This is a genomic window from Streptomyces sp. NBC_00207, assembly GCF_045160965.1.
Classification (GTDB): Bacteria; Actinomycetota; Actinomycetes; order Streptomycetales; family Streptomycetaceae; genus Streptomyces.
The window spans coordinates 1,599,757-1,618,311 of sequence record NZ_CP130715.1 but is presented as its reverse complement, the minus strand read 5'-3'; the positions used below and the strand labels follow the sequence as shown (position 1 = coordinate 1,618,311).

The following is an 18,555-nucleotide window of genomic DNA, read 5'->3' as shown; positions in this document are numbered from 1 at the left end:
CAGAGCAGTTTCTCGACCTGCAGCCAGTGGCACTGGCACAGCAAACGTAAGCCGCATCTCGTCAGGGAAGACCCATGCTCAGATTCCTAGCCGCCGAAGCCGATTCGACGTCCATAAGAGCAGGACAAACCGGGCCGGACTCGGATGCCGAATTCCGTGCCGGTTGGTCAGTTGCACAGACTGGATCAATATACTCATGAACGCTGAACTTCCTACCGGATATGAGATATCCGCAGACCCCGCCCGCCTCGATCCTGCGCTGATCCACCAGTGGCTGTCACAGGACTCCTACTGGGCCGTTGGTCGATCCAGGGAAAAACAGGACATGGCGATCGCCTGTTCCCTCAACTTCGGCGTCTACGACAGTGTCTCAGGCGCCCAGGTCGGTTATGCCCGTGTTGTCACTGACTCGGCCACCTTCGCCTGGTTGTGTGACGTCTACATCGCACGCGACGCACGTGGCAAGGGCCTGGGAACCGCTCTGGCCACTGCGATCCGGGACCATCTTTCTCCTTACGGCCTGCGTCGAATCCTGCTGGCCACCGCGGACGCGCACGCGGTCTATGCCAAGGTGGGCTTCGCATCACTGGAGAAACCGGAGAAGTGGATGACTCTAGGGGAGCAGTGAGCCCCGAAGCACCTCGATACGGGGAACGCGAGACCGGACCAAGGCAGGCGGTACGAGCTGCCGCAATGTGGTGCGCGGGAAAGCCAAGCGCCTCGCCGTAGTTGCGGTTCGACGGATTCGGAACACCGCTCCGCCGACTCGTCCCAACACGCTGCGACGCTCTTCGGCGTGTGGTCCTATGAGACCGGACGGGATCAGGGAGAGGCATGCCGGAAGACCAGTCGGGCCTGTATCAGGCAGGCGAAACGGTGCTGTTGGTCAAGGTGCCCGAAGCCGAGCCGCTCGTGGGCGGATGGCGCCGGCGGTTCGACTCCTCGGCCGGAGCCAGGCTTCCGGCGCACGTGACGGTGCTCTATCCATTTCTGGACCATGGCCGCATCGATGCCGACGTGCTCGGCGCGCTCGAATTACTCGTTGGTGCCCACGGAGCCTTCGACATCCGGTTTGAAGGCTTCGGGCGGTTCCCCGACGTGCTCTTCCTGGTGCCGACACCGGGGGGTCCGCTGCGGGCTCTTACTCAAGCCGTCTGCGAACGATGGCCGGAGGTCCCGCCCTATGGGGGCCGGTTCGTCGAGCTCGTCCCGCACCTGACGGTGGCCCATGGTCAGGAGCGGAGCGTATTCGACGAGGCCGAGGCCGCCCTCACCGGTCGTCTGCCGGTCACCGCCCGCGTTTCGGCGGTTCAGCTTTTGGTTTGCGACGGCGAGTCCTGGCATGAACAGGCGGCCTTTCCCCTGCGCGGTCGAGGTGAATCATGTCGATGAGGTCGTCGCGGCTGGTGAGGTTGCCGTACCGAAGGTCGCAATCCGCCAGAATCCGCCCGGACCTGCGAAGCGGAGATCACCGTGCGGTTGGGGTCAGGTGTGCGGCGATTGCCCAGCGTGTCGACTCCGGGCAGGGGTGGGGTACTGGTGGCGGCTGCGACCACCGCCAGCTCTAATACTGCAACGGTGTTTGCTGTGTTGGTTTGTTGGTTTCAGGTGGTGTGTGGCCGCGTCGCTTGTAATGGCTGATGCGGGCCTGAAACTGTCGGCGGCGCCGCCAGTGTGACCAGTGCAGGACGTGGTCGGTGCTCGGACGGGGCCCGGTGAGTCGGCTGATCAGGCGGCGGAGTTCGGGGAGGGCGAGGGGGATGAGCTGGGAGGATCCGTTTCTGCTTTCCCGGTGTCGAGTTCCCGGCCCCCCACGGCGGTGAGGCAGGCATGTGCGGCCATGGCCAGGGTCATGTGGTGGTGCCAGCCGTCGTAGCGGCTGACCTGACAGTCGTCCAGGCCGCACTCGCCTTCGCGGTCTGGAAGCATTCCTCGACCGCCCATCGGCTGCCGGCGATGCGGATCAGCTTGCCCAGTGTGGTTTCGGCCGGGCCATAGGCTGCTTCGGGAGGCAGTGGCGGATGCACTGTCGGAGCGGAAGCAATGAAGGGCATCGCATGGTAATCACTGATCCGGCTTCCTACCAGATCCTCAGCCAAGAGACGGCCGAGCAGGGTTTCGCCCTCCCGGAGAAGGCAATGCGCCCGGCGCGTCGCTTCCCTGCCAGGCAGGAGATCCGCCTGTACACCGGCGGACTTCACGTATCCCGTGGCGTCTCCGCCGGTGCGGGCCCGGCGGGGACGCCGTACAGCGTGATCGTGGACGGCGATCTGACCGTGGACGGCGATCTGCTGTGGTCGACGAACGTCGGCGGTCTGCTTCTGGTGACCGGCAGCGTACGAGCCGTCAACGTCCTGCTCTCCGGCTGCCCTGAGATGGCGGTTCGCGGCAACCTGACGGTAGCCAACGCTATTCACGGTAGCTATGACACCGCAGGCGGCCGGCTCACCGTTGACGGCGAGACCACCGCCAGGACCATCCTCAATCCTCCCGGTTGCACGATGAAGTTCGCCAGCAATCCACGAGCCGTCCTCATCGGAAAAATGACGGGGTACCCGACCCACTTCCACTTCGACGAACTGAGTGAGGTCGTGAAGCCGGATCTGCTCGACCAGGAGGGCCGGGCAGATCAGCGCAAAATCCGCGAAACCCTGTCCGCGGCCCTTGGAATCCTGGACTCAGGAGTGCGCATAGCGCCGGGTTACGACGTCTGGTGACCAGGCCCCTCCGCTTGCCATCGGCTGCCGCGAAGAGACATTCGACCCGCCTATCGCGCCAGTCCTGCTCCGCGAAAGGTCGTGGAGGGGTGAGGTCCGGCCCTGGCACCGCGAGGACCGCCGGCACTGGGTAATCGCTCGCTGCAGCGTCAGCCGGCCGCAGGAGATCTCCTATAGCATCGCCTACTGCCCGGCCGAGACCACCCTCGACGAACTGATCCGCGTCGCGGGCAGCCGGTGGGCGGTCGAGGAATGCTTCCAGACCGCCAAGCAGGAATGCGGCCTGGACGACTACCAAGTCCGCCGATATCCCGGCTGGCACCGCCACATCACCCTCGCCATGGCCGCCCACGCCTGCCTCACCGTCCTGAAGGCCCGCGAGGCCGACACAGGGAGAGCACAAACGGATCCTCCCAGCTCATACCCCTCACCCTCCCCGAAATCCGACGCCTGATCACCCGCCTCACCCACCGCCGACCACCACCCGTCAAACACGTCCTGCACTGGTCAAACTGGCGCCGCAGACGACAGTTCCAGGCCCGCACCAGCCACTACAAACGACGCGGCCACACCACCAGAAGCTGCCAACCAGTCAACCCAAAGACTGTTGCAGTAGCAACTCGGACCGGTGCAACCGGGACTGCCCAGGCTGCCAGGCAACCTCAGCCCCTCCGCCCCCGGGCCGCAACTGGACCGTCTGGAGGTTCGCTACCGGGCTCCTCCGCGGAAATCGGCTCTACTCCGAAAGCCTGCCGGCGCGCCGCAGCTCGCCGTTCTTGGCCCGAAGCCGCCTGATCTCCCCAGCCCCTCGGACGCGACGCCGGGCCGCTGACCGGCGTCCATGGCTCTGTAGGTGAGTTTCAGGAATCGGCCTCCCCTCTTGCTCCGCCCTCCACGGACGCGGCGTCCACGCGCCGGGAGCGCATCCTGCGGGAGTGGACACACGCGTGAGCCCGGCGGGCGAACGGTCAACTCCGCGCAGGGCCCGTACGGCGGAGAACAGCCGCCACAGATGTTCCTGCTCCTGGAGACGCGGGACGGTGCGGAGGAGGTGCGGGTGCCGGCGGCGACCAGGGGCTACACCTGGGCTCCGCGCTCGGGCGGTTTCGGCATGCCACCGCTGTGGTCCCGGCTAATCCGGGCGTGGCCGTGGTCGATCCGACCGGTGCGTGCGGCGGCTGCGGGACTCGGGGGGAGCGGACCGGCACACACGTCAGGCGTCAGCCGTGGAGATGGTAGGACTGTCCTGGATCACCGAGGACTCGGTGTACGCCGCTCACCACCCCCAGCGCCGCCGCATACCTCACCTTCATGGACGGCCCCTGTGCCTGCCGCCTGTGTTTTCGACAGCCGGCTCCCTGGGCCGCATCGAGAGCCCGCACGCCCTCGCCGCAACCACTCTCGCCTTCTCGAACGCCACCCTGCGGCACGAACCCGGTGACCTGGCTGGCGTTCTGTCAGCCTACGGCGGCCTCAGCGTCTGGTCCCGACAGCGCCTGGCGTGTAGCGGGCGAGAGGGACCCCCGGATCAGTGGAAATCGAGGGGGTCGCAAGTCGATGCGTTCGGTTTCTCCCTGCTACTACGGCTCTTGGTCTTCCGTGAGTGCGTCGTTGTACTGCTGCTCACTGACGCGGACGACTCTGTTGGTGGCACCCCCGGCCGTCACTTCGGGGTGGTCTCCGTTGGAGGCCCGCACCCAGGCCGCCGTGTTGTTGAGGCCTTCGACTCTGAGGGTACTGACGATCTTCACTGCCACCCCATTGACGTTCCCGCGGACCGTCAGGATGTCGGCGGACTCCACGTAGATCGAGTTATGGCTGCCGCTGACGGTGACGGTCCCGCAATCCCCCTCGATGAAGAAACTGCTGGACTCAGCGTCGATGGTCGTGTCGCGTCCCCTGCAGTCGGCGGACTGCACATTATTAGTGCCGGTGAGCTGAAGCGGCTTGGCTGTGCTGGACGGCGGCGAACCGGAAGCCCCGCCGGCACTGCTGTCGGCGGCACCTGTGCTGGGGGCTCCGGTGGTCTGCAACGATGACGACGCCTCCTTGGCCGGCGTCGTGACGTCGGCTGCGCAACCGGTCACGAGCGAGAGTGCAAGGGTCATGACAGCAGTGGGCAGCAGTTTCGAGACATGCATGGCGAAGTGTTCCTTGTGGTGGTAACTGTGCGGGCCCGGAATGCCGGCGCTTTGTTGATCAAAACTTCACAAAGGAGACGTCGTTTCACTTGGGGAGTCGGCCGCAGTTGATGAGGGCTGCGGCGATGGGACGAAGGCCAGGAAGTGGGCCTTCCGGTTGAACTCCAGCCGGGTCCTGCCCCCTTGGGCGGGGTCCGCAGCGAGGCGTGCAGCGCCTCCAGGATGTGCCTGCCGACGCCGAGGGCCGGGACCGCTGCTTCGACACGCAGCCCGGGGACAGCGGCACGCTCCCCCCGGTACTCATCGGCAGCATGTCCGTGCAAGGTCACCCTGGCGATGTTTCGCCCGGCACCGCCGGGCGTCTGCGGCCGATGAAGAGAACCACTGCTCCTGCGGTCAGTGCTGAAGCTGAGGTAAGGCCCAACCACAACCTGGTCTGCCGCTGGACCTCGAGCACAACCGATTCATTGCGCACCCAGGATTCCGCATTCCACGCTTCGTCCCGAAGTTCCCATTCGCGTTGCACGTTCGCAGCCTGATCCGCCTCGCGCAACTTGCGATCCGCCAACGCGCGATTGAAGTCCCTGGAGTTCTCGGTCTCGTTGACGCGTGTGTGGACTTGCATGGTCAGGGCGCCGACAAGACCGCCGACGACCAGTAGCGCCACACCGATCAATCGCGCCGAGGCTTTGCTTGGTACCACTGGGCGTCGGCGACCGAGCATGAGGATTACGGCGCCTGCGATCAGTGCCGAAGCCGTGATCGCGCCGAACCACAACCTGTCCTGCTTCTGGTCGTCCAATTCAGCCAGATCAAACTCGGACCACCCAGTCCAAGACCGAGCCTCCTGAAGCAAGTGATGCTGATGAAGGTTGACGGCCTCATTCGCCTCGAGCATGTAGCGGTCCGCCAGGTAGAGACTGCGGTCCGCGCGGGCCGCGGCTTGCTGGACGTGCATGTCAACGTATGTGGTGAGGGCGCCGAGGAGAACTGCCACGAACAGCAACATGACACCGGATATAAAATACTTGCGACTCACCGTCAAACCTCAAATTTTGATTTCGGGGCATGCCCCTCTGGCTTTCTGGAGGATGGCGGAGCTGTATTCAATCCTCCATGTGTACGGGGTCCTTTCAGAATGCTGGGGTCTTGCGGGCGAGCGTAAGCGGCGAGGGCCGTGGAGCCAGGCGATGGCGGACTTGGCAACCCACCGCACCGCGCCGGGGCCGGCCCTGCTTGCCCCGCACCGGCGGCACGCGGTCGACCAGCGGCAGGAACTGCGTGACGTCGTTGCGGGCCGCCGAACGGCACCCGCAGCGGGTGCCGTGTGCGTCGGTCGGCACGTGGTGCTTCGAGCCCGGACGTGCACGGTCAACCGGACTCGGGCCGGCCTTTAGGAGGCCGGTGCCGACGGCGCCGCCAATTGGCGATCACGCTGACGTACAGGATTTCAACGACTTGCTGTAACCGGCGTCTCCTGCCTCGACACTGAGATAGACCGCTCCCTATGGCGCCGCAGGCATCAGGAGAGACTGCTCACTCATGCCGGCTCTCACTTTCCATGGGTAGTGTGGTGCGTCCGTACTGCCGTCCGGCAGGTCAACGGATTGCAGGTGGACACGGTTGGTGTGGCGTGATCGCTCGCGTGCGGACCGGGACGCAATCAGGCTCCGCAAGACCACCGGCCGTTCGTTCGGGTGATTGATGGATTCGGAGCTACTGTGCCGATCAGCCAGCACTTTTTCTAGCGCAAGTTTCCGATCATTCATCGTCGAGAGAATCGAACGTTAGCCTCAAGTCAGGTTCAGACGCTGACGGTTTCCGTGAGCGGCCCGTCGCGACCGTCACGTTACTCACGTAGATCCACGGCTTCGAAGAGTTCCACGGATGCCACGGAGGTGGGCGCGACGCGGGTTGTCACCCGGTGACGCCACCGATCGTGAGGCGTGGGTCCGCCACCTTGTCGCCCTTCAACCAGCTCGGCCGCGCCCGGCCTCCAGCACCATGCGGCAGCCCGCCGTGCCCAGCCGCCCGCTGTGGGAAGGACAGCCCTTACGTGCTGGCCCCCAACCTGCGAAAGGGAAGATCCCGATCGTGGCGAGGCTTGATCTGCGGCGCGAACGCGGCCGGTCCGGCGTTCCTGGCGCTTCAGCCGTGACCACCTCCAGCCCCTCGACAATCGCGACAGGGCACCCCGCGGGGAAGCAGCCGACGCCCGAGCCCGCGCCGGATCATCAATGCACGCTGCCACGGTGAGAGCCAGCTTCGGCCCTGGCCTGCGGGCTGTTGTATCCCGTTGATGCGGCTGCCGTGATACCTCGGTGGTGGGCGGTCGAGAGGCAGGTCATGCGGGATAACGTGTCGACGTATCGCGGATGTTCAGGTAGAAGTCGATGAGTTTGACTGTGGCGAAGGCTGTGGCCCCGATGCGCAGAGCGTTGACCCCGAACCAGGCCCAGGCAAGTGTGTCGACGCGCGCCAGGTCGTTGATCGGAGGCCCGAAATACAGCGTACCGTTGATTTGCGTGACGGCGACGAAGGTGAGCGCGGCCATGGCGAGATGGCCGTAGGTGGCGAGTCGCAGGCGAGTCTGGTTCGCGGGCGACAGCCCGCCCCGCTTCAGCCAGAGAAAGGCCAGCGAGCCCAGGGCCGGGACAGCCACGATCGCATAGTAGAAGACCGGGTTGGTGACCGAATGGTACGGGTCCCACAAAGACTGGGCTTCCACAGCATGTGCGCCCATCATCATGTTCGGGACATCGACGATCTCCTCATAGAGGAAACCGAAGAAGAACCACGCGTGGCACAGAATCGCTGTGCCCGCGGTGGGGCCTATACGGGCATGCAAGGGGGACGCCTCCTGGATGGAAGAATAGAGCCGACCCCCATCAAATTGTCAAACTCTTTACATATCAACTTGCTTGAAGACTCGCGCGTAGGGAGGGGGCGACCTCCCTCGCCTGCTGACGGGGGAACTGACCGACCTCAGCAAGGCGATCGACTTGATAGCAGCGCTGCGGCAAGCCGGATCGGTATCAACCAGATACACCTATTTTGCTTGGAACGGCTGGGGGCATCAGGGACTCATGAGCACGGGTCAGGTCGTCGGTCCCCGTGCTGACGACTGCCGCCATCAGCGCTATGGCCACCCGGATGGAGGCTCGGGGGTATGCGCGTCGTGAATGGATCCAACGACAGACGCAGGGTGCTGCTGCCCGGCGTCTCGGTGCTGGCACGGCAGGTGTCGGAGGCCCCGCACGGGGGCCGAGTGGTGTCTGTACGAGGCGGTGGCCCGTCGCGCGCCGGGCCGATGATGCGCTCGCGCCGGCGCTGGCTGAGCTTGCTGGTGGTGCCGTAGAACAAGCGGGTCTCGGAGCTGGAGCGGCGGCTGCGTATGCCGCCGACGAAGTCGATGAGGACCGCGATGGCGCGGGCGATGGAGCGAGTGGAGGAGATTTCCGCGTTCGCGCTGGGGCGGGTGAACCTGTCGAGGGTGCCGGTGAACCGGCTGTCCCCGCGGGCCCGGTACGGGTAGCTGAGCAAGGCGCAGACGATCGAGAGCTCGGCGGGTGGCGCGGGCCCGTTGGGCAGCGACCGACGCCGGAGGTGAGGCATACCGGGCTCTGATCGAGGGCCGGAGGCACCCGTGGCCCCGGTTCCGTTGTCCGGAGTGCGGGGGGATACCTGGTACGCCAGCGACAGCCCGCTCGGCATCTGGAAACGGTCGGACAGCCGGTATTGCTCGCCGCGGTGCCGCGCGAGGGCCGCGTAAGTGTGTCCGCACCACAGATGGGCCAGTACGCGCAGAGCTTGTCGGCTCGCTGGAAGTCGGCGCCAGAGCGTCCCCCGCTGGCGTTGTCGCACGACCAGCAGGTCGTACAGGAACCGCAGGGCCGACCTGGGCAGAACGACATCTGATGGGTAGGCAAGCACACAAAGCTCGGGCGGGGCTCTGGCGCCTGGCCTTGGATGGCGAGCGGCTTGTGGAACACTGTTTTTGACGGTGCCCAAATCGTCCATTCGGGGATGAGGCTACGGGCGACGCGAAGACGACTCTCTTCTCTCTTCAAAGGTGAACGCATGAGCCAGCATGTGACAGTCCTGTGCTGGAACCTCAAACGCAACGGTGCTGGTGACACCACCAAGCGGCGGCGTGCCCACGAGCTGCTGGCATCCCTCGACCCTCACCTCGTCCTCCGCCAAGAGATGGATGGTGCTGCGGCGGACGGCAACCGGATCATGTACGAGGTTGAGGCTGTCCTTGGCTTGCGCGGCTGGCTCGGCCCCCGAGCCTGTACGGCCGTCTTCGCGAACCCGACGCTGTTCCAGCCGCTGAGGGTGTGTGAGGACGTCGGCCCTGTTTGGGTTCATCCACCCACGGTTGCGGTCTTCCGCTTCACACCAGGCGGCAGCCAGTCCCTGCCCCTTGTTGTGGCTTCTTATCACCTGAACCACGCCTCGGCCACAACCCGCCAGGCCGAGGTGGAGCGGCTGACGAAGTGGGCCGACCGCAAGTGGACGATGCCGGACGGCGAGCGGATGCTGATGCCCGCCCTCATGGGCGGTGACAACAACTCCTACCCGGTGCCCGGTCTGGAAGGGGACCTCCCCCTGCCGGATTTGGAACAGATCGCCGACCGGCCGCACCGGCTCCACCGCTCCCACATCGGCCGCGATGGGCAGCGGCTGTTGGACACCTGCCCTGATGAGGCTCTGCGCACCGCCGGCCTGGAGGACGTGGCCCGCTATTGGGCGAACACCCGTGATGGCGACAAGGCAGCCGCGTCCCGCACGATGAACGCCAGTCCGACGCACGGCCCGGACACGCGGATCGACAGGATCTACGCCACGCCCGCCCTACTCGGAGCGGTGAGGGAGGTCGACGTGATCGAGGTCGAACCGGGTATATCAGACCACCACATCGTCCGTCTGACCCTTGACGCCGACCGCCTGACCGACGCCCTCACTTACCGGCCCCGGAGGCAAGCCGCGCCAGCTGTAGCATCCGAAACGATCGACGACTGAAGCGCCCACCTTACGACCAAACCGGGACCGGCGCCTGCCGTGGGCCAACCGTGCTCGGCACCATGCCCGCAAGATCACGTCCACGGGTATTGCCGACGTAAGCCCCAAAGCCGGCACATGGAGGCCGCGGCGACCGACGACGCGCTGGCTCTGTTCGTGCTGCTGATGCAGGTGAGGCTGATCAGCGCCGCGCGCCGCGCGCCAGACCGGGACTGGGTGGCGGCCCGGGGCCGAGTGGCGAAGGCGTCACGGATGCTCGATGGGGTGTTCCGGCTGTGGAGCGAGCAGCAGGACCTGGTTGCCGAGAGCGGCGCGGATCTGGATGCGGGCGCGATGTGGCGGGCGCTGGAGACGGAGATCGGCCAAGGGGACCATCAGAACAGCCATTAACGCTAAGCACTTGATCTTGCGAGAGCAGGACCCCGGCGGGAAGGCGTTCGCCGGGGTCGCCGGTCGCCAGGTCATCGAAGGGGAGTGGCTCCGGCGTTTGGGTGGGGCTGGGCCTGGAGCCGGTCGCGGAGGTCGATCTCTTCGGGGGTAAGCGGCTCCCCGGGGCGGCGGATGCGGACGGGCTTGGGCCGAAGCGGCAGGCCGTGGTCTGCGACGGCATGTTCAGCTTCTGCGAGTGCTCGGTAGAGGGATGCGACGGATGGGGACTTGCCTGCGTTCTTCCCACTTGATGGTGAGCTTCTTCGCGATGTCCGGGACGGGGACGCCCTTGTCCTTACAGTGCGACGGCGAAGGTGTACGGCCCGCCGGAGAAACGCGAGGTCGCCTGGTACCTGGTGGATCGGGCAACCGCGCACAGGATCGGCGGACGGCACCCGCTCAGTTCCCGTTCCGCACCAGCAGCCCGTCCACCAGGTGCTCCAGTGCCTCCGTCATCTCCGTGCGGGTGGCCCCGGGATCGTCCGCGTGCGCGACCATCAGCGCCGCCTCGTCCAGCGCGCCGAGAAGGATGTGGGCCAGCGGCGGTACGGGCCGGGGGGCCAGCGCCCCGGCCGCCATCGCCGCCTCCAGGGCCGCCGTGATCACTCCGAGGCCGTGCTCCTGGCCGATCTCCCGCCACCGCCGCCAGCCCAGCACCCCTGGGGCGTCCAGCAGCAGAACGCGTTCCACGTCCGGCTCGGCGAAGGCGTCGAGAAACGCGCGCGCCCCCGCCTTAAGCGCCTGCACCGGATCCGTGGCGGTCGTCATGACCTGCCCGGCGATCCGCTCGGTCAGCTCCGCCTCGACCGTCTGCACCGTGGCGTCGAACAGATCGTTCTTGTCCCGGAACTGGTGGTAGAGCGCCCCCCGGGTCACCCCGGCGGCCCGGACGATCTCCTCGGTCCCCACCCCCGCGTAGCCGCGCTCGCCGAACAGCGACCGGGCGGCGGCGATGAGAGCCGCCCGGGTCGCCCGGGAACGCTGGGTGTGCTTGGTGCCGGTCGATTCCATCCTGCCCCCTTGAGTTCCGTACAGCCTGTATGCCACTCTACATGCATACAGTCTGTACGTAATTTGCCCCGAAGGGTGCCCGCCATGCCACAGCTCACGCTTGACCAGGGAACCGTCCACTACCGGGACACCGGAGAAGGCGAGCCTGTGCTGCTTCTGCACGGGTACCTCATGGACAGCAGGCTCTGGGAACCGGTCGTCGCCCGGCTCGCCCCAGACTTCCGGTGCATCACCCCCGACCTGCCCCTCGGTGCCCACCGCACCCCGATGAACCCCGGCACGGACCTCAGCCTCCCGGGGATCGCCCGGCTGGTCGCGGATTTGATCGTCGCGCTCGATCTGCCCCGGGTGACCCTGGTCGGTAACGATCTCGGCACCGCCGTCGCCCAGCTCGTCGCCGCCCGTCATCCCGAGCTGATCGGGCGTCTCGTCCTCACCAACGGCGAGTGCTTCGACAACTGCCCGTCACCCTGGTTCAGATCACTTGTCCCCGCCTCCAGGGTGCCCGGTCTGCTCACCCTGGTTTTCCAGGCCCTGCGGCTGCGTGCCGTTCGTCGCATGCCCTTCGGGTTCGGCCTGCTGACCAGGGGCGCACTGCCCCACGATCTGATCGACGACTGGCTGGGGGCCTTCTTCGCCGACCCCGGCGTCCGGCGCGACTGCGTCAAGGTCACCCGTGGGATCGTCCCCACGGCCCTGCTCGAACCGGCAAGGCGGCTCGCCTCCTTCGACCGGCCCACCCTGCTGGCCTTCGCCCGCGAGGACCGGCTCTTCCCCTACGCGCACGGCGAGCGACTGGCCGCGATCGTGCCCGGCGCCCAGCTGGAGACCATTCCCGACAGCCGCACCTGGGTGATGCGCGACCAACCCGATCTGACAGCCCTGCTCATCAGCGAGTTCATCCGCAACACCCCCACCGGCGCCACACCGGCGGACGCCACTCCCGCCTGATCCTGGTCCAGGACCCACTGCCCGTGACGCGCCCTAGTGACCGGGTTTTGAGGTGTGGGCTCGCCCCATGAGTCGTGTTCTGTTTCAGATCATGTGGGTCCGGTGTCCTCATGGCATGGGCGATAACAGGCTGCCACCACTGGTGCTGTCGGAAGCTGAGCAGCTGACACTGCAGAGCTGGGCCAGACGGTGCCCCTCTCGGCGAGACGGACTGCGCGACGGCCCGTGAACACCCGCCTACGTCTGGCGATCACAGAACGGCGACATGCCCGTCCCGACGCCCCCGCCACCCCGGCTGGCGGGCGAGACTGCTTCCCGCCCGCCCGTCTAGGCGTCCGGCCGCGCCCACTCCGATCGAGGGAAACAATGTCCAGAACGCCCATCGCACTCGCCTCGCTGACGTCGCTGGCGGCGGCTGCCGCACTGCTGGCGACCGGCTGTGCGGGAAGGGCCGACGGCGTGGAAGCCAGCGGCTGCCGGGACGACGGAGGCTGGTCAGCGCAGCAACAGGCGCAGTGGCTGCGCTCCGCCGTGTCATTCGATGAGGACGCGTCCGGCGAGGAGGCAGTCGTCGAGGTCCGCCCGCGGGGCACGGCCGACGGCCGGCCGCTGTGCGAACCAGTCACCGTACAGGTCCAGTTCTGGCGGCTCACCGCCACGGCGTCGGGCAACGAACTGAGTCCGGCTCTTCGCGTGCAACTGGGCACGGATGGAAGCGAGAAGCGGCTCTTCGGGCTCCCGCCGGGCCTATCCGCTGCGGAACGCGACGCATGCACCGGCGTCCTCATGGCCGTCTACGCCGGCACCCCCCTGACCGCCGATGAACTGCCCGAAGGAATCGACCGCCTAGGCGGCGACGGGGTACCGGAGGTGACGTTCCGGACCGACCGGCTCGCTGCTCACCGGCTGATTTCGCCGCCGGACCGGGAGCGGTGTGAGGCGGACACCGGGGCGGCGGAAAGTGCCACGACCGCCCCCTCCGCCACCTCAAACCGATGGGGCCTCGACCATCGATGAGCGGCCCCGGCGAGGCCCGCGGAGTCACAGCAGGGCAGAAGCCGTCTCCCAGCCCTCACGACACACGATCACGCGCCGGAGCGGGCCCTGTCTGCGGCCGGCAACGCCTGCCGTAGAGCGGAGTACCTGCTGTCGTGGGCCCGCGTGCCCTCGACGTCCGTCCAGGTCACGGGAGTGACAGCGCGTACTCGGGCGGGTCCGGCGCACAATGAGTACTAACACTGGTGCCGTCGAGAAGGATGAACCCGTGGACGAGCGCAGGGCCGCATCGGTGAACCGGGGCCCCGCCGCAGCGGCGGCGGACGCCGGAGGGCTGGTCACCGCGTGGAGCGACGCGGCCCGCCGCCTGCTCGGCTTCGAGCCCGGGGACGTGATTGGCTGCTCCGTGGCGGATCTGCTGGCCGAACCACTGCCGGTCGATGCCCTGCGCAGCCTGGCCGAGCCGGACGAGTGGAGCGGTACGGTCGTGGTGCAGCACCGGGACGGCCACCCCGTCGAGGTGCGGCTGGACGCGCACCCGCTGCTCGACGGGGCCGGTGCCGTCCACTGGTTTCTCACGGCCACCGTGCCAGAGCCGGCGGCGCAGCTGCAGAAGTGGGCGCTGGAGCAGTTCCCCGTCCCGGTGGCCCTCTTCGACCAGGACGGGCTCGCGGTGTCCACCAACTCCGCGATGGAGGGGGTGATGGGTAGGCCCTCCAGGGATCTGCTCGGCCGTCGGGTGGGCGAATCGGTCGACGGCCTGCGGCGCCTCCCCGGCTTCGAGGGCCTTGGTGACGCGGTGCAGCGGGTCCTGCGCACGGGCGAGACCATGCCGTACGAGGCCTGGCTACACGCCCCCGGCGAGCCCCGCGAACACGCCTGGCTGGTGTCCCTCAGTCCGCTGAAGGACAATGCGGGCCGGATACGAGGCTTGTGTCTGGCGGCCATGGACAGTACAGAGCAGTTCCTCGCCCGGCGCAGACTGAGCGTCCTCAACGAGTCCAGCGTCAGGATCGGCTCCACCCTCGACGTGGCCCGCACCGCCGAGGAACTGGCCGAGGTGTACACGGCGCACTTCGCTGACTTCGCTCTCGTGGACCTGCTGGAGTCCGCGCTGGCCGGGGACGAGACGGGCGCTATGCCCGATGCCGCGCCCGTCTTCCGTCGCACCGCCTGCCGGTCCGTGCTAGAGGGCTGTCCCGAGGTGACGATCCCCGTCGGTGCCACGCACGGCTACCGCAAGGACTCGCCGCAGGGACGCGTGCTGACGGACGGCCGCGGTCTGTTCCACGCCGTCGACGAAGCCGGGCGGCGATGGTGGGCCGCGGACTCCCCTGACAGTGTCCGAAGCATCGACACCCACGGCATCCATACCCTGTTGGTGGTGCCGCTGCGGGCCCGCGGCATCACGCTCGGCCTGGCGATCCTCGGCCGCCACCGGACACCGGAACCCTTCGACGACGACGATCTGCTGCTCGCCAAGGAACTCGCAGCACGCGCGGCGGTGTGTGTCGACAACGCCCGCCGCTACACACGGGAACGCGACACGGCACTCGCCCTCCAGCGCAGTCTGCTCCCGCAGCACGCACCCAGACAGGCGGCCGTAGAGGTCGCCTCCCGTTACCGGCCAGCGAGCTCCCGCGCCGGCATCGGCGGCGACTGGTTCGATGTCATCCCCCTATCCGGAGCCCGGGTGGCCCTCGTCGTGGGCGATGTCGTCGGCCACGGGGTGCAGGCGTCCGCCACCATGGGTCGGCTCCGCACCGCCGTACGCACCCTCGCCGACGTCGACCTCGCCCCCGACGAACTGCTCACCCAGCTCGACGACATCGTCCTGCGCCTGGACTCCGAGCGGACACAGGATGCCGCCGAGGAACCACCGAGCCCGGGCGAGGTCGGAGCCACCTGCCTCTACGCCGTCTACGACCCCATCTCACGCCGCTGTACCATGGCCCGCGCCGGTCACCCTGTCCCGGCCATGGTCACCCCTGACGGCAAGGTCTCCTTCCTCGACCTGCCGATAGGACCCCCCTTGGGGCTGGGCGGTCTGCCGTTCGAAACCGCGGAGTTCGACATCTCCGAGGGCAGCATCCTCGCCCTCTACACTGATGGCCTCGTCCACGCCCCCGACCGCGACCTCGACGACGGACTCGCGATGCTCCGCCGGGCCCTCGGCGGCCCCGGCCGTGCACTGGAGGAGATCTGTGACGGAGTCCTACGAAGTCTGGTGCCCGACCGGCCCGCCGACGACGTCGCCCTCCTCGTGGTCCGTATCCGTGCGCTCGAAGCCAGCCGGGTCGCCGCCTGGGACGTACCCGCGGACCCTTCCTCCGTCGCCCGCGCCCGTGCACTGGCCTGCGAGCAACTGGCCACCTGGCACCTGCAGGACCTCGGCTTCGTTACCGAACTCGTCGTCAGCGAACTCGTCACCAACGCCATCCGTTACGGCGGATCCCCCATCCAACTGCGCCTGATCCTTGACACAGCGCTCATCTGCGAGGTCTCGGACTCCAGCAGCACGGCCCCCCACATGCGCCGGGCCCGCGTGTTCGACGAGGGAGGCCGCGGTCTACTGCTCGTCGCCCAGCTCACCCAGCGCTGGGGCAGCCGCCACACCCGCACGGGCAAGACGATCTGGGCCGAGCAGGCCCTGCCCACCGGACGCGCGGAGAACGGGCCTCAGGCACCGTAAGCGACACAGGATCCAGCCGAGGCGCCGTAGGCGGTGGTGGGGAAAAGCCACTCGCGCGGCGATGAGTTCCGTCGTGCGCCGGTCCATGTGGACGGAGATGCGCTTGTCATCGATCAGGGTCATCAGGGTGTGCGGGCGAGCGATGACCCGACGATCGGTTTCCTGAACGCGGACGTGGCGCGGTTCTGCGCCGGCCTGGATGATCTGGCTGTGCCGTTCCTACTTGGATCCTGGTGTCGACCGCGCCCCTCAGCCGGGTCGGGGCCGAGGGCACCGAGGAGCCGACAGCCGTCGGAGTACCAGAAGGGGAGGCGGGAACGGTCGCGGACGCGGATGCCGAAGTGGACGGCGATGGGGACGCGGGCGCCCGGGAAGACGCCGCCGTAGGGGTCCCGGGGTCACAGTCGCCGCGGGCGGACCGTCAGACGCGCAGGGTCGCCTCCAGAACGGTGACCGCGTGCCCGGTGAGCAGGACACGGTCCGCCCGCAGCTCCGTACTGACCAGGCCGGTGCGGGCGGACGCCTGGAATCCGGTGAGGACGCCGGACCTGCCCAGCCGCGCCGACCAGTAGGGGGCGAGCGCCGTGTGGGCGCTGCCGGTCACCGGGTCCTCGGGGATGCCGTTGGCGGGCACGAAGAAGCGGGAGACGAAGTCGTAGCCGGACCCCGGCGCGGCCGCAGCGGCGGTGACGATGACCCCCCACAGTTCCTCACGCCTGGTCAGGGCCGCGATCGCCCCGAGGTCGGGGCGCAGCCCCCGTACGGCCGCCTCGTCGGGCAGCACGGTCAGGAGATGGCCCAGGGCGCCGGTACGGAAGGTCGCCTCGGGCCGCAGCCCCAGCGCCTTGGCGAGGCCGCCGGGGACGGGGACCTCAATGGCCGGCGCGGCCGGGAAGTCCAGGGTGATCTCCCCCTCCTCCCCGGCATGCGCGATGAGCAGGCCGTGGAAGCGGCTGCGGAACCGCACCGACCCGCTGGCCGGCAGCAGCCCGTCCCGTTCCAGCGAGTGCGCCGTGGCCAAAGTGGCATGGCCGCACAGGCCGACCTCGACGGTCGGGGTGAACCAGCGGATCTCCCAATCGGCCTCGCCCCCGGCCGGCAGCGGCAGGGCGAAGGCCGTCTCCGCGTGGTTCAGCTCCGCGGCGATCTGCTGCAGCCGCGTGTCGTCCGGCCACTCCCCGGCCGGGAGCAGACAGACACCGGCGGGGTTTCCGGCGAAGGGTTGGGTGGTGAAGGCGTCTACGATCTGGATTCGCATGCCACGAAACTTAGCGAGGCCAACCGTCACCAAAGGAAGGCCAATTTCACGAAAGTGGCCTGCCTGTCCTGCCCGTCCGGCGGGGCTCTCGTCAGTCGAGGGGCTTGCCGAAGTTGAAGGCGGTCACGGCCATCCGCTCGCGGAAGTAGAAGCGGTGCCTCGATGAGGGTGGCCTCGGTCTGCTGCTCGTCGCCCAGCTCGCCCAGCGCTGGGGCAGTCGCCACACGCACGGGCGAGACGATCTGGGTCGAGCAGACCCTGCCCGCCCGGACCACGGAAGACGAGCCGAAGCGTCCTGGAACCGAGGAGCCGTCCGGCCCGGGCGCCGTGGGCGGTGCGGAGAAGGAGCCATTCGCGCGACGATGAGTTCCCGCCGTAGGCCCCTCCACCGGTCCGTCGCGAGGGCGGTGAGCTACCCCCGAGGGCTTTGTGCCCCGGGTGGGCAGCCCCCTCGGAAAGGGGCGCGGACGGCAAGGACGGCGGGGGCACCACTGTCGGCGGTGCGGAACGCACCGGGCAGAACGGGACGCCGGGTTGCGAGCGCAGGGCGTCGCGCGATCCGGATTCACAGGCTCCAGGACGCCGCGCGCGACCGCGCTTGTCGGGTTCAAGAGGCCAGCGTAGACCTCTGCCGGAGTGCGGTAGCCATGGGTCTTGCGCGGCAGATGGTTGAGTTCATGGGCGATGGGTGATGGCATCCAGGTCGGCCTGGCTGAACGTACGGAGGTCCGCGCCCTTGGCCAGGTACTGCCGAAGCAGCCGGTTGGTGTTCTCGTTGGTGCCGCGCTGCCACGGGCTCCGAGGCGTGCAGAGGTAGATCGGCACCTCCCGTCTCGGCGGTGATGGCCTGGTGCTCGGCTGTCTCTCGCCCTCGATCCCAGGTGAGCGTCCGCCGCAGTTGCGGCGGGATGCCGAGGAGGCTCATGGTGAGGTGCGGAGTGACCTGCTCCGCCTTGATGCCGTCAGGGAGCGCGACGATGGCCCTGTAGCGGCTGGGCGCTCGACGAACGCAGAGCGGGCTTTTGGGCGAGCTTGGGCCGCCGCCCACACGTGCAGGCGGCCTCGTCGGCGGAAGCGGCTCGGTAGCGGTCCCGGCCACTGTTGCGGGCGATTTCGCGGGAGACGGTCGAAGGCGATCTGCCCGGCCTTCCGGCCAGCTGCCGGGCGGACTCTCCGGCGGTGATGCCTCAGGATATCGTCGCGTTCGCCACCGGTCAGATGCCGCGCTGATCGCTACCGCGGAGTGAGACGGATACCGCCGCCCTGGTAAAGGAACTGACGGACGTGATGCATCGGCGCCCCGAGCGCCCGCCGGATCAAACTGAACGTCTGCCC

Annotated in this window: 16 protein-coding genes and 4 pseudogenes; 11 read left to right on the top strand and 9 right to left on the bottom strand. The window is 67.9% G+C overall.

All coding sequences use genetic code 11. From position 1 onward, the window contains the following. The first annotated feature begins 196 nt into the window (after positions 1–196). On the top strand, positions 197–628 hold the full coding sequence (locus OG472_RS07980) for a GNAT family N-acetyltransferase (protein WP_314245597.1): 432 nt from the start codon (positions 197–199) through the stop codon (positions 626–628). A 206-nt stretch (positions 629–834) separates the two neighbouring features. Then, the gene (locus tag OG472_RS07975) at positions 835–1,392 is read left to right on the top strand and encodes a 2'-5' RNA ligase family protein (protein ID WP_314245599.1); all 558 of its coding nucleotides are present in this window, start codon (positions 835–837) and stop codon (positions 1,390–1,392) included. 336 nt (positions 1,393–1,728) lie between these two features. Here OG472_RS07975 and OG472_RS07970 read toward each other — a convergent pair. Beyond that, a pseudogene (locus OG472_RS07970) lies at positions 1,729–2,000 on the bottom strand (IS701 family transposase); the annotation flags it as partial. A 57-nt stretch (positions 2,001–2,057) separates the two neighbouring features. On the opposite strand from OG472_RS07970, the gene OG472_RS07965 reads away from it, so the two are divergent. Both OG472_RS07965 and OG472_RS07960 read left to right on the top strand, forming a co-directional pair. Further along, entirely contained in the window at positions 2,058–2,717 is a 660-nt protein-coding gene (locus tag OG472_RS07965) for a hypothetical protein (RefSeq protein WP_314245601.1), read from the top strand. Between the two features lie 85 nt (positions 2,718–2,802). After that, positions 2,803–3,171 (top strand): annotated as a pseudogene (locus OG472_RS07960) (IS701 family transposase); the annotation flags it as partial. A gap of 1,126 nt (positions 3,172–4,297) precedes the next feature. On the opposite strand, the gene OG472_RS07955 reads toward OG472_RS07960, so the two are convergent. The 4 genes and pseudogenes from OG472_RS07955 to OG472_RS07940 form a co-directional block, all read right to left on the bottom strand. Continuing rightward, a complete protein-coding gene (locus tag OG472_RS07955) occupies positions 4,298–4,858 on the bottom strand; it encodes a DUF3060 domain-containing protein (protein WP_314245603.1) in 561 nt (186 codons plus the stop codon). 325 nt (positions 4,859–5,183) lie between these two features. Then, positions 5,184–5,867, bottom strand: a complete 684-nt coding sequence (locus OG472_RS07950; RefSeq protein WP_314245605.1) for a hypothetical protein — start codon at positions 5,865–5,867, stop codon at positions 5,184–5,186. Between the two features lie 214 nt (positions 5,868–6,081). After that, positions 6,082–6,252 (bottom strand): annotated as a pseudogene (locus OG472_RS07945) (IS5/IS1182 family transposase); the annotation flags it as partial. A 950-nt stretch (positions 6,253–7,202) separates the two neighbouring features. After that, on the bottom strand, positions 7,203–7,706 hold the full coding sequence (locus tag OG472_RS07940; RefSeq protein ID WP_405941214.1) for a hypothetical protein: 504 nt from the start codon (positions 7,704–7,706) through the stop codon (positions 7,203–7,205). Positions 7,707–8,252: 546 nt separating this feature from the next. Between OG472_RS07940 and OG472_RS07935 the strand changes: the two genes are divergently transcribed. From OG472_RS07935 to OG472_RS07925, 3 genes are all read left to right on the top strand, one after another. Then, entirely contained in the window at positions 8,253–8,393 is a 141-nt protein-coding gene (locus tag OG472_RS07935) for a hypothetical protein (RefSeq protein ID WP_405941213.1), read from the top strand. A gap of 545 nt (positions 8,394–8,938) precedes the next feature. Next, positions 8,939–9,883, top strand: coding sequence for an endonuclease/exonuclease/phosphatase family protein (locus OG472_RS07930; RefSeq protein WP_386088959.1), 945 nt, complete (start codon positions 8,939–8,941; stop codon positions 9,881–9,883). Between the two features lie 117 nt (positions 9,884–10,000). Continuing rightward, complete coding sequence (locus OG472_RS07925) at positions 10,001–10,273, top strand: hypothetical protein (protein ID WP_266599576.1); 273 nt, start codon at positions 10,001–10,003, stop codon at positions 10,271–10,273. 438 nt (positions 10,274–10,711) lie between these two features. Here OG472_RS07925 and OG472_RS07920 read toward each other — a convergent pair whose 3' ends face one another. Beyond that, positions 10,712–11,323 (bottom strand): TetR/AcrR family transcriptional regulator, encoded by a 612-nt coding sequence (locus OG472_RS07920; RefSeq protein WP_252308819.1) that lies wholly within the window; start codon positions 11,321–11,323, stop codon positions 10,712–10,714. Between the two features lie 84 nt (positions 11,324–11,407). Here OG472_RS07920 and OG472_RS07915 point away from each other — a divergent pair, with 84 nt between their 5' ends. The 3 genes from OG472_RS07915 (at position 11,408) to OG472_RS07905 (ending at position 15,962) form a co-directional block, all read left to right on the top strand. Continuing rightward, positions 11,408–12,274: an alpha/beta fold hydrolase gene (locus OG472_RS07915; RefSeq protein WP_386088964.1), complete on the top strand. Its 867-nt coding sequence runs from the start codon at positions 11,408–11,410 to the stop codon at positions 12,272–12,274. Between the two features lie 366 nt (positions 12,275–12,640). Then, entirely contained in the window at positions 12,641–13,291 is a 651-nt protein-coding gene (locus OG472_RS07910) for a hypothetical protein (protein WP_386088966.1), read from the top strand. Between the two features lie 208 nt (positions 13,292–13,499). Next, the gene (locus OG472_RS07905; protein WP_405941212.1) at positions 13,500–15,962 is read left to right on the top strand and encodes a SpoIIE family protein phosphatase; all 2,463 of its coding nucleotides are present in this window, start codon (positions 13,500–13,502) and stop codon (positions 15,960–15,962) included. A 421-nt stretch (positions 15,963–16,383) separates the two neighbouring features. Here OG472_RS07905 and OG472_RS07900 read toward each other — a convergent pair whose 3' ends face one another. Then, positions 16,384–17,220, bottom strand: coding sequence for a PhzF family phenazine biosynthesis protein (locus OG472_RS07900; RefSeq protein ID WP_314245615.1), 837 nt, complete (start codon positions 17,218–17,220; stop codon positions 16,384–16,386). A 152-nt stretch (positions 17,221–17,372) separates the two neighbouring features. Here OG472_RS07900 and OG472_RS07895 point away from each other — a divergent pair. After that, a pseudogene (locus OG472_RS07895) lies at positions 17,373–17,586 on the top strand (hypothetical protein); the annotation flags it as partial. Between the two features lie 309 nt (positions 17,587–17,895). Here the strand turns inward: OG472_RS07895 and OG472_RS07890 are convergent. Both OG472_RS07890 and OG472_RS07885 read right to left on the bottom strand, forming a co-directional pair. After that, positions 17,896–18,045, bottom strand: coding sequence for a hypothetical protein (locus OG472_RS07890; protein ID WP_386088971.1), 150 nt, complete (start codon positions 18,043–18,045; stop codon positions 17,896–17,898). Between the two features lie 137 nt (positions 18,046–18,182). Then, the gene (locus tag OG472_RS07885) at positions 18,183–18,377 is read right to left on the bottom strand and encodes a hypothetical protein (protein ID WP_405790542.1); all 195 of its coding nucleotides are present in this window, start codon (positions 18,375–18,377) and stop codon (positions 18,183–18,185) included. Positions 18,378–18,555: the final 178 nt, after the last annotated feature.

What these genes read in the sequence shown, in the direction of transcription:
- OG472_RS07925 (WP_266599576.1), top strand. Translation starts at nt 10,001, where the DNA reads ATGGAGGCCGCGGCGACCGACGACGCGCTGGCTCTGTTCGTGCTGCTG.
- OG472_RS07975 (WP_314245599.1), top strand. Translation starts at nt 835, where the DNA reads ATGCCGGAAGACCAGTCGGGCCTGTATCAGGCAGGCGAAACGGTGCTG.
- OG472_RS07950 (WP_314245605.1), bottom strand. Translation starts at nt 5,867, where the DNA reads ATGTTGCTGTTCGTGGCAGTTCTCCTCGGCGCCCTCACCACATACGTT.
- OG472_RS07905 (WP_405941212.1), top strand. Translation starts at nt 13,500, where the DNA reads ATGAGTACTAACACTGGTGCCGTCGAGAAGGATGAACCCGTGGACGAG.
- OG472_RS07920 (WP_252308819.1), bottom strand. Translation starts at nt 11,323, where the DNA reads ATGGAATCGACCGGCACCAAGCACACCCAGCGTTCCCGGGCGACCCGG.
- OG472_RS07900 (WP_314245615.1), bottom strand. Translation starts at nt 17,220, where the DNA reads ATGCGAATCCAGATCGTAGACGCCTTCACCACCCAACCCTTCGCCGGA.
- OG472_RS07910 (WP_386088966.1), top strand. Translation starts at nt 12,641, where the DNA reads ATGTCCAGAACGCCCATCGCACTCGCCTCGCTGACGTCGCTGGCGGCG.
- OG472_RS07965 (WP_314245601.1), top strand. Translation starts at nt 2,058, where the DNA reads ATGGTAATCACTGATCCGGCTTCCTACCAGATCCTCAGCCAAGAGACG.
- OG472_RS07980 (WP_314245597.1), top strand. Translation starts at nt 197, where the DNA reads ATGAACGCTGAACTTCCTACCGGATATGAGATATCCGCAGACCCCGCC.
- OG472_RS07955 (WP_314245603.1), bottom strand. Translation starts at nt 4,858, where the DNA reads ATGCATGTCTCGAAACTGCTGCCCACTGCTGTCATGACCCTTGCACTC.
- OG472_RS07915 (WP_386088964.1), top strand. Translation starts at nt 11,408, where the DNA reads ATGCCACAGCTCACGCTTGACCAGGGAACCGTCCACTACCGGGACACC.
- OG472_RS07935 (WP_405941213.1), top strand. Translation starts at nt 8,253, where the DNA reads ATGCCGCCGACGAAGTCGATGAGGACCGCGATGGCGCGGGCGATGGAG.
- OG472_RS07930 (WP_386088959.1), top strand. Translation starts at nt 8,939, where the DNA reads ATGAGCCAGCATGTGACAGTCCTGTGCTGGAACCTCAAACGCAACGGT.